The sequence below is a fragment of the Rhizobium sp. P2_G9 genome, from assembly GCF_056403475.1.
The window spans coordinates 80,038-87,986 of the sequence record NZ_JBFUFK010000035.1 but is presented as its reverse complement, the minus strand read 5'-3'; the positions used below and the strand labels follow the sequence as shown (position 1 = coordinate 87,986).

10 protein-coding genes are annotated in these 7,949 nt (G+C 60.9%); 3 read left to right on the top strand and 7 right to left on the bottom strand.

Annotated elements, in window-relative coordinates; all coding sequences use genetic code 11:
• Window positions 1–49 precede the first annotated feature (49 nt).
• Together rpsB and AC1DYF_RS26285 are read right to left on the bottom strand one after the other, a co-directional pair.
• Window positions 50–814, bottom strand: coding sequence for a 30S ribosomal protein S2 (gene rpsB / locus AC1DYF_RS26290; protein ID WP_477879966.1), 765 nt, complete (start codon window positions 812–814; stop codon window positions 50–52).
• Between the two features lie 197 nt (window positions 815–1,011).
• Window positions 1,012–1,926, bottom strand: coding sequence for a hypothetical protein (locus tag AC1DYF_RS26285; RefSeq protein WP_477879964.1), 915 nt, complete (start codon window positions 1,924–1,926; stop codon window positions 1,012–1,014).
• A 129-nt stretch (window positions 1,927–2,055) separates the two neighbouring features.
• Between AC1DYF_RS26285 and AC1DYF_RS26280 the strand changes: the two genes are divergently transcribed.
• Entirely contained in the window at window positions 2,056–2,637 is a 582-nt protein-coding gene (locus AC1DYF_RS26280) for a nitroreductase family protein (RefSeq protein WP_477879962.1), read from the top strand.
• A 4-nt stretch (window positions 2,638–2,641) separates the two neighbouring features.
• Window positions 2,642–3,247: a flavin reductase family protein gene (locus AC1DYF_RS26275; RefSeq protein ID WP_477879960.1), complete on the top strand. Its 606-nt coding sequence runs from the start codon at window positions 2,642–2,644 to the stop codon at window positions 3,245–3,247.
• Window positions 3,248–3,252: 5 nt separating this feature from the next.
• On the opposite strand, the gene AC1DYF_RS26270 is transcribed toward AC1DYF_RS26275, so the two are convergent.
• Window positions 3,253–3,747 (bottom strand): aldolase/citrate lyase family protein, encoded by a 495-nt coding sequence (locus tag AC1DYF_RS26270; protein WP_477879958.1) that lies wholly within the window; start codon window positions 3,745–3,747, stop codon window positions 3,253–3,255.
• 131 nt (window positions 3,748–3,878) lie between these two features.
• On the opposite strand from AC1DYF_RS26270, the gene AC1DYF_RS26265 reads away from it, so the two are divergent.
• Window positions 3,879–5,018, top strand: a complete 1,140-nt coding sequence (locus tag AC1DYF_RS26265) for a DUF2336 domain-containing protein (RefSeq protein WP_477879956.1) — start codon at window positions 3,879–3,881, stop codon at window positions 5,016–5,018.
• Window positions 5,019–5,416: 398 nt separating this feature from the next.
• Here AC1DYF_RS26265 and AC1DYF_RS26260 read toward each other — a convergent pair whose 3' ends face one another.
• The 4 genes from AC1DYF_RS26260 to AC1DYF_RS26245 all read right to left on the bottom strand — a co-directional run bounded on the left by AC1DYF_RS26260 (window position 5,417) and on the right by AC1DYF_RS26245 (window position 7,948).
• Entirely contained in the window at window positions 5,417–5,620 is a 204-nt protein-coding gene (locus tag AC1DYF_RS26260; protein WP_477879954.1) for a hypothetical protein, read from the bottom strand.
• Window positions 5,621–5,763: 143 nt separating this feature from the next.
• Window positions 5,764–6,186 carry a hypothetical protein gene (locus tag AC1DYF_RS26255; RefSeq protein WP_477879952.1) on the bottom strand — a complete coding sequence of 141 codons (423 nt, stop codon included), beginning with the start codon at window positions 6,184–6,186 and terminating at the stop codon, window positions 5,764–5,766.
• Window positions 6,187–6,255: 69 nt separating this feature from the next.
• Window positions 6,256–6,693, bottom strand: coding sequence for an HIT family protein (locus tag AC1DYF_RS26250; protein ID WP_477879950.1), 438 nt, complete (start codon window positions 6,691–6,693; stop codon window positions 6,256–6,258).
• 82 nt (window positions 6,694–6,775) lie between these two features.
• On the bottom strand, window positions 6,776–7,948 hold the full coding sequence (locus tag AC1DYF_RS26245) for a GNAT family N-acetyltransferase (RefSeq protein WP_477879948.1): 1,173 nt from the start codon (window positions 7,946–7,948) through the stop codon (window positions 6,776–6,778).
• Window position 7,949 lies beyond the last annotated feature (1 nt).

Genomic DNA, 7,949 nt, shown 5'->3' with positions numbered 1-7,949 from the left:
GCCCCGAAAGTGAGTGGGGCAGGACAGCGCCCTGCCCTGCTGTTGCCTATCAGGCTTCGGCTTCTGCGAGAGCGGGTTCTGCAACCGGCTCTGCGGCAGCGCCAAGGTCGACGCCGGCAGCGCCCTGCTGGCGGCCGAGGCCGTCGAGAGCAGCGCGGGCGAACAGGTCGCAATAGAGCGCGATGGCGCGCGAAGCATCGTCATTGCCCGGGATCGGAAAATCGATCAGGTCCGGATCGCAATTCGAGTCGATGATGGCCACGACCCGGATGCCCAGGCGCTTGGCTTCGTCGATGGCGATCTTTTCCTTGTTGGTGTCGATGACGACCATCAGGTCCGGCACGCCGCCCATGTTGCGGATACCACCAAGGGCCTTGTCGAGCTTCTCGCGCTCGCGATCGAGGTTGAGACGTTCCTTCTTCGAATAGCCGGTGGCGTTCGAAGCGAGGATTTCGTCGACCTTGCGCAGGCGCTGGATCGAGTTGGAGATCGTCTTCCAGTTCGTCATCATGCCGCCGAGCCAGCGGGAGTTGACGTAATACTGGGCCGAACGCTTGGCGGCGTCGGCGATCATTTCCGAAGCCTGGCGCTTGGTGCCGACGAACAGCACGCGGCCGCCGTTTGCAGCAGTGTCCGAAATGACCTTCAGCGCCTGATGCAGCAGCGGAACAGTCTGAGCGAGATCGATGATATGGATGCCGCTACGGTCGCCGAAGATGTAATTCTTCATCTTCGGGTTCCAACGGTGGGTCTGGTGACCAAAGTGAACGCCTGCTTCAAGCAGCTGGCGCATGGAAAAATCCGGCAATGCCATGCCTTGTTACTCCTTTTCCGGTTGAACCTCCGTGGAGCCTGAAGCAGGTTTTTGGCCTGCCACCGGGTGGAACTGACCGGATTTCTCCCGGAAAGCGCCGAGCCCCACGTGTGGAATGAGGGGCGCCATAAACCGAAATGCCTGGAAATGCAAGCGATCGGCGCGATTTTTCCTGTTTGGGCATCTTTTCCGCCGGATCACTCCTGCAGCATCACCTCGATGTCCTCATTGCGGCCAGGCACGACGGTGAAATCGCGCTGATAGATCTTCTCCTTGTGGCGGGCGACGGCCGTGTATTTGCCTTCCGCCAGAATCACCACCGGAAAGGCGCCGACGCTTTCACTGACCGAGTCGCCGGAAGCTGTGAGGATCGACCAGGCGGTATCGGCGATCGCCTCGCCGCCTTCCTGCGACACCAGCTTGAGCGTGATTTTGGCCGCCCGGTGCTGCAGCGTCGCCTCGACCAGCTTGCCGGCATCGACGCGGATGTCGGCGCGGATCGTGGCGTTGACATTGCCGTAGTTGGAAACGATGTGATAGGTACCGGCATTGAGACGGATAAGCTGGTCCGGCTTGACGTCGGCCATGACCATGTTGCGCTCGCCATCCTCGCGCACATCATTGGAAAAAATATTGAAGGTCAGTTCGCCTGGCGGAATGCGGACATCCGAGCCCGATACGGCGTTGAGCACAAGGCCGCCGGCGTCCAGCACGAAGGTCTGCGGACCAAGGTCGCCGGTTTCGGGCACGACCAATTTCTTGGTGGTGCCGGCGCGGCCGAAGGCGACATTGACGAAATATTCGCCGGGCGCCAGGTCGAACTCGGTCGACCCGCCTTCCGACGAAGCCAGCATCGGCAATTTGCCGTCTGCGCCGGCAATCGGCTGGAACACCCGCCAGGTCAGGCCATAAGTCACCACCGCGCCCTTGTCGGTCAGCCGAGCGTCCATATGCACCGGCTTGTCGTGCTTGAGCGGCGTATCCTTTTCGAGCACGGGCGAGAAACTGTTGGAATGCAGGTCGGGGACCGGCTTCTTCTGGTCCGTGTCGAGCGCGAAGGCCTGCTGTGCCGCGCCTGCGCCGCCGACGAGGGCTGCGAAGAAGACCGCCACGAGGGCAATGGCTCGGCACGAGTTAAACAAAACCGGAATACTCTTCTTTTCCAGGGTTGACACGCTTTACAGCGCGGCCCACTTCTCCCGCAAACACCAGGCGAATTCAAGAGCCGCAAACGAGGCATTATGAAGACCGACATCAAGCTGATCGATTACCTCTCCACCCGCCGTTCCATGCCGGCGTTTCAGATGAAGGCCCCGGGCCCCTCGCAAGAAGAAATCCTCGACATCCTGACATTGGCGAGCCGCGTGCCGGATCACGGCAAGCTGGCGCCCTGGCGTTTCATTGTCTTCCGCGGCGCCGAACGGGAGCGGATCTCGTTGGAATTGTCGAAGATCGCGCGTGGCGACAAGCCGGACCTGTCGGAGGAAATGATCAAGGTCGAAGAAACACGATTGACGCGGGCGCCGGTCGTCGTCGCCGTCGTTTCCAAGGCCGCACCGCATTTCAAGATCCCGGAATGGGAGCAGTTGATGTCTGCCGGTGCGGTCTGCCTCAACATGCTGATGGCGGCGAACGCACATGGTTATGTCTCGAACTGGCTGACCGAATGGATGGCTTATGACGAGCGTGCCTATCCGATCCTCGGTGTCCAACCGGGCGAGAAGGTTGCCGGCTTCATCCATATCGGCACGACGGATTTTCCGGTGACGGAGCGTCCCCGGCCCGAGCTCAACGACATCGTCACCTGGGTCGGCGAGGGTTGAACCTATGTTCTTTGCCGCCGATACCCGCGACCACGGCATGCGCTACGATCCGTTCAAGGCGATTGTCGTGCCGCGGCCGATCGGTTGGATCGGCACGCGCGGCATGAACGGCTCGCGCAACCTCTCGCCATTCTCCTTCTTCAACGCGCTGTCGGACGATCCGAAGATCGTGATGTTCGCCGCCGGTTCCGGCAAGGACAGTCCACGCAATGCCGCCGAAACCCGTGAATTCACCGCGAGCTTCGTCAGCCGCAACCTTGCTGCACAGATGAACGAATCGTCGGTCGCTGTCCCCTACGGCATAGACGAATTCGAGATTGCCGGGCTCACGGCCGAACAGGGCCGGATGGTCGCAGCACCCTATGTCTCGGGCGCCTATGCGGTGCTCGAATGCAAGGTGACCCAGGTTATCGAGCCTGTCGATCTCAACGGCGCGGATGCCGAGGTCACCATGGTGCTCGGCCAGGTCGTCGGCATTCATATCGACGAGGCGATCATCCGCGACGGCCGGCTCGACATGTCGCTGGCGCGGCCGGTCGGGCGGATGGGCTATATGGATTATACCGAGGCCAGCGACGTCTTCGAAATGATCCGGCCCAAGCGGCCCTGAGCACCCTATTCGATGACCGTGATGCCGTCGAAACCGAAGGCGCTGGCATCCTGGTCCATTTCCTGCGTATCATAGGCCGGCACGCCAAAGGCGCGCGCAGCAACAACCACGGAAATACGGGCGTGGCCGGCAACAGGAGAGTCGTGCGTGCAGCCGATGCCGTCGCAGAATGCGGCACGATTCCATGTCAAGCCGGCAAGCCGTGCGGATTTTCCACCAAGCAAGGAGAGCTGCATCAGGGCTGCGGCGGAATCCACGCTGGCGACGATCAACGTGGCGCCGGCGTCACGCGCCTCACTCGCCTCGGCCACAGACAGAGCCATGTCACAGCGCTGCAGGTCCTCCGATCCCCGACAATCCGCCAGCAGGATGCACTTCGTCCCGGAGGCAACGGCAGCGGCGGCATCCGATTCGAAACCCTCGTCGCGTAGACTGAGGACCGGCATCGTCAGATTGGCCTCTTCGTCCCAGAACACCACGAGATGACAGGTTCTTGGCATGCTTGCGGCTCCAAAGCGGGCGATGATTGCGGCGCCGACAGGGTTAACACGCCGCCAACAAACATGGTGAACCAATCTTAAACTTTTTGCCGCTAGGGTCCTTCTATTGGCATTCAGTGACGAGGTGGCCCGTGATCATCCAGACTTTCATCCGTTGGGCGGATACTGCAAAGTCGGCCGATCGTGCCCGTGCCGCCAACGCGCTCGGCCGCGCCTGGCTCGAATCGGACATGGACGACGAAGAACGGCAGGCAGCGCTGATGGCTTTGACCTGGCTGCTCGACGACCCCTCCCCCAAAGTACGGCTGGCACTGGCCGAAGCGATCGCGGATGCGGAGGATGCACCGCGCTCGCTGATCCTGCCGCTCGCCTCTGACCAGCCGGAAATTGCCTGCCACATTATCGCACGTTCGCCAGTGCTCACCGATGTCGACCTCGTCGATCTCGCCGCCCGCGGCGATGGGGTCACCCGTGCGCTGATCGCGTCGCGCTTCATCGTCAGCCAGCCGGTCTGCGCGGCCATCGCCGAGATCGGCGAGGCACCTGAGGTCGAGGCGCTGCTCGACAATCCTGGCGCCGTCATCAGCCGCCAGAGCCTGCGCCGTATCGCCGAACGGCTCGGCACCGAGCCCGGTATCCGCGAACGCCTGCTCGAGCGCGACGAACTGCCGGTGGATGCCCGACACCTGCTCGCCGTTTCCATTTCCGACGCGCTGTCGGCAAGCGGCCTGGTGCGCCACGTGATCGGCGACCTGCGCTTCGAGCGCATCCGCCGCGAGGCGTGCGAGGCGACGACAGTGGCGCTCGCCGCCGAGGCCGAGACCAACGATATTCCGGCGCTGGTCGACCACCTGCGCCGCGACGGCCGCCTGACGCCGAATTTCCTGATGCAGGCGCTCTGCAGCGGCAAGCTGGATTTCTTCGCTTCGGCGATTGTCGAACTGACGGGGCTGACTGAGCGGCGCGTTCGCTCGATCCTCGCCGACGGTCGCTTCCATGCAATGCGGGCGCTGTTTGAAGCAGCAGGGCTCGGCCGCGACATTTCGGAAATCTTCGTCGAGGCGACGTTGCAATGGCGCCGGCATATGCGCGGCGAGGACCAGAAACTGCTCGGCAACATTGCCAGCCGGCTGGTGGGCAAATTCCGCCGCTCCCGCAAGACCGAAGGGGTGGCTGACGAGCTGATCGACATGATCGAGCGGCTGCAATTCGCCGAACAGCGCCAATCCGCCCGCGCCTTCGCCTCGTTCCTGGCGATCGAGGCGGCGTGAAACTATCCATGTCGAGCTCAATTGCCGCACTGTGCGGACGCGGTTGTAGCTCGCTGCCTTGTCGACGAATATCCTCAACGACCGTCTGGCGACACCTACTTCAGAAGGGCGGGCCGGCGCTGGAGTGGCCCGGTTCTAAAGGTGTCGATGAAGTGCCTTGAATCCCTCGTAGCTAAGCTCACGAGCAGAGGGAGGAATGTTCTTGGCACGCTTTGCAACGATGACAGCCTCAGCGCGAGACAAATCTTTCCAATTTCGATGCCCTGGCTTGTTTATCGGCACGCGTGGCTCTTCGCCAGGATACATATAGCGTTCGTAAATTGCTTTCTCGTTCAAACTTATTTCTCTACAAAGAAATGCCCCGAAGTGGGAGCGGGTCGCTAATGTATGACCCGCGACTATGCCATTGAAAACGTTTTCGGCTTCGTCAATTCGAGCAGGCGTTTAATTTGCTCCTCGTCAGGGATGCCTTCACTGTCCCATTGTGCAACGAGCGCGGCAATCTCTTCATCTTTCTCAATGCCCTCGATTGCGTTGTTGGCATGCATCTGTTCGACTCGCCACGCTTGCGCTTCGGGACTCTGGTCGGAGGTCCGATACATGTTGCTTCCCTTCCATCACCTCAAAATACAGCAGTATCATACGCCAATCAGGTCAAAAACTCAACAATTCATAGGCCGTAGGACCTGTCGGGTTCTACGTCACGCCGTTACCCGGACTGCTCCAAGCCGCTTTTTTGTCCACACTAATCGGCGACCTTCTTCACCACCCAGGAATACGTGTCGGTGACGATATGCACGGGAACGATGAGTGTCGACTTGATGCCGCTCTTCGAAGGAATGGCCCGTTTCATCAAAGCTATGGCACGCCCGGCAAGCCCCGGCCCTTCGGCTTGATCGGCATCCGGCGGTAGCGAACGGCTCACCATCTCGGTCGATTGTTCGCGCGCCTCGTCCTCGGAATCCGTCAGCGCCGTCGTGCCGGCGGTCTGGCAGACGGCAACGAGGTTCGGATAACGGACATTCTTGTATGTCGCCAGCGTCTTGTCCGATGCGGCATCGCAGGTGGCGATCGTCGGCCATTGGTGCGGCAGAGTGGCGACCGGCTGGCAGTGGGCGCCGGAATCGTCGCAACCGAGAATGCTCATCAGCACGAATGCAGCCTTCATTGCTTTGTCCTGGAGCCAGATGTGGCTCTAAGTTGTCCGCGCTGAAGATCGCATCCGAACGTGATCATTTCATGAAACGTATTTCAGCGCCTCGCGGATCATTTCAGCATTATGCGCCAGCACACCGCCGTCTTCCATCTTACCGGTATGCGGCCTGAGCGCCACGCCTTCCTTCATCGGCACGACGTGGAAATGCAAATGGAAAACGGTTTGGCCGGCAACTGGTTCATTGAATTGGAAGACACGCACGCCATCGGCATGGAAAGCCTTCTTGACGGCGCGGGCGATCTTTTGGACTGATGGCATCAGCCACATGAACGTCGTCGGATCGGCATCGAAGATGTTGCGAGACGGCGTCTTGGGAATCACCAGTGTGTGGCCCTCAGCCTGGGGCATGATGTCCATGAAGGCGAGCGTATGTTCGTCCTCATAGACGGCATGGCACGGAATCTCGCCTCTCAGGATCTTGGCAAAGATATTGTCCGGATCATAGGGAACCCCGTGCATGGCAAATCATCTCCATTCCATGAGATCGAATTTGCGCTGAAAACCATATGGTTTCAAGTCCGTAATCGGATTTGGCGCAGGTTCAGTCCTGCTCTTCGTGCAGGTTCTTGCGGAAGGGGCCGTGCTCGGTCAGGTATTCGCCGACGGCCTCGACCTCGCGCCGTTCCTCGCGCAGATAGTCTTCGATCGCGCGGCGCAATCCGGCATGGGCGACATAATGCGCCGAATGCACTGTCGCCGGCAGATAGCCGCGCGCAAGCTTGTGTTCGCCCTGTGCGCCCGCCTCGACCGTCTTAAGCTTGCGGTCGATGGCGAAATCGATCGCCTGGTGATAGCAGACCTCGAAATGCAGGAAGGGATGATCCTCTATACAGCCCCAATGGCGGCCGTAGAGCGTGTCGGCGCCGATGAAATTGATGGCGCCGGCAATATAGCGGCCGTTGCGCTTGGCCATGACCAGCACGATGTCATCGGCCATGCGCTCGCCGATCAGCGAATAGAATTCGCGCGTCAGGTAAGGACGGCCCCATTTGCGGCCACCGGTATCCATGTAGAAGGCGAAGAACTGGTCCCAGATGGATTCGGTCAGGTCGCTGCCGGTCAGCCAGTCGACGCTGATGCCGTTTTCCAGTGCGGTACGGCGCTCCTTCTTCAGCGCCTTGCGCTTGCGCGACGCCAGCGTTTCAAGGAATTCGTCGTGGCTGGCATAACCTTCATTGTGGAAATGGAACTGCTGGTCGGTGCGATGCAGATAGCCATGCCGCTCCATCACCTGCCATTCTCCGTCGGGCGCAAACGTGACATGCGCCGAGGAAATGCCGAGCGCATCGGTCTCCGCCTTGACCGCCTCGGCAAGCCCGCCGAGTGTTGCGGCGCGCTCCTGGCCGTCCGCGACGAGAAGCCGCGGACCGGTGGCCGGCGTGAACGGCACGGTGCATTGCAGTTTCGGATAATAGCGCCCGCCGGCGCGTTCGAACGCGTTGGCCCAGGCATGGTCGAAGACATATTCGCCCTGGCTATGGCTCTTCAGATAGCCGGGCACGGCGCCGCGTAGCACGCCATCGACATCCTCCAGCAGCACGTGGTGGCCGAGCCAGCCGGTGCGGCGGACGGCGGAATCCGATTCCTCCAGGCTGGATAGAAAAGCATGCGAGATGAATGGGTTATAGTTTTCGCTGCCGCGCGTCGCGCCCCCGAGCCGGGCCCAGCGATCCGCTTTTATGTCCTTGAAGCTGGAAACGGTTCGGATGGGCAAT

Coding starts and splice junctions, on each gene's coding strand:
- rpsB (WP_477879966.1), bottom strand. CDS start 814: ATGGCATTGCCGGATTTTTCCATGCGCCAGCTGCTTGAAGCAGGCGTT.
- AC1DYF_RS26280 (WP_477879962.1), top strand. CDS start 2,056: ATGAAGACCGACATCAAGCTGATCGATTACCTCTCCACCCGCCGTTCC.
- AC1DYF_RS26275 (WP_477879960.1), top strand. CDS start 2,642: ATGTTCTTTGCCGCCGATACCCGCGACCACGGCATGCGCTACGATCCG.
- AC1DYF_RS26270 (WP_477879958.1), bottom strand. CDS start 3,747: ATGCCAAGAACCTGTCATCTCGTGGTGTTCTGGGACGAAGAGGCCAAT.
- AC1DYF_RS26260 (WP_477879954.1), bottom strand. CDS start 5,620: ATGTATCGGACCTCCGACCAGAGTCCCGAAGCGCAAGCGTGGCGAGTC.
- AC1DYF_RS26255 (WP_477879952.1), bottom strand. CDS start 6,186: ATGAAGGCTGCATTCGTGCTGATGAGCATTCTCGGTTGCGACGATTCC.
- AC1DYF_RS26250 (WP_477879950.1), bottom strand. CDS start 6,693: ATGCACGGGGTTCCCTATGATCCGGACAATATCTTTGCCAAGATCCTG.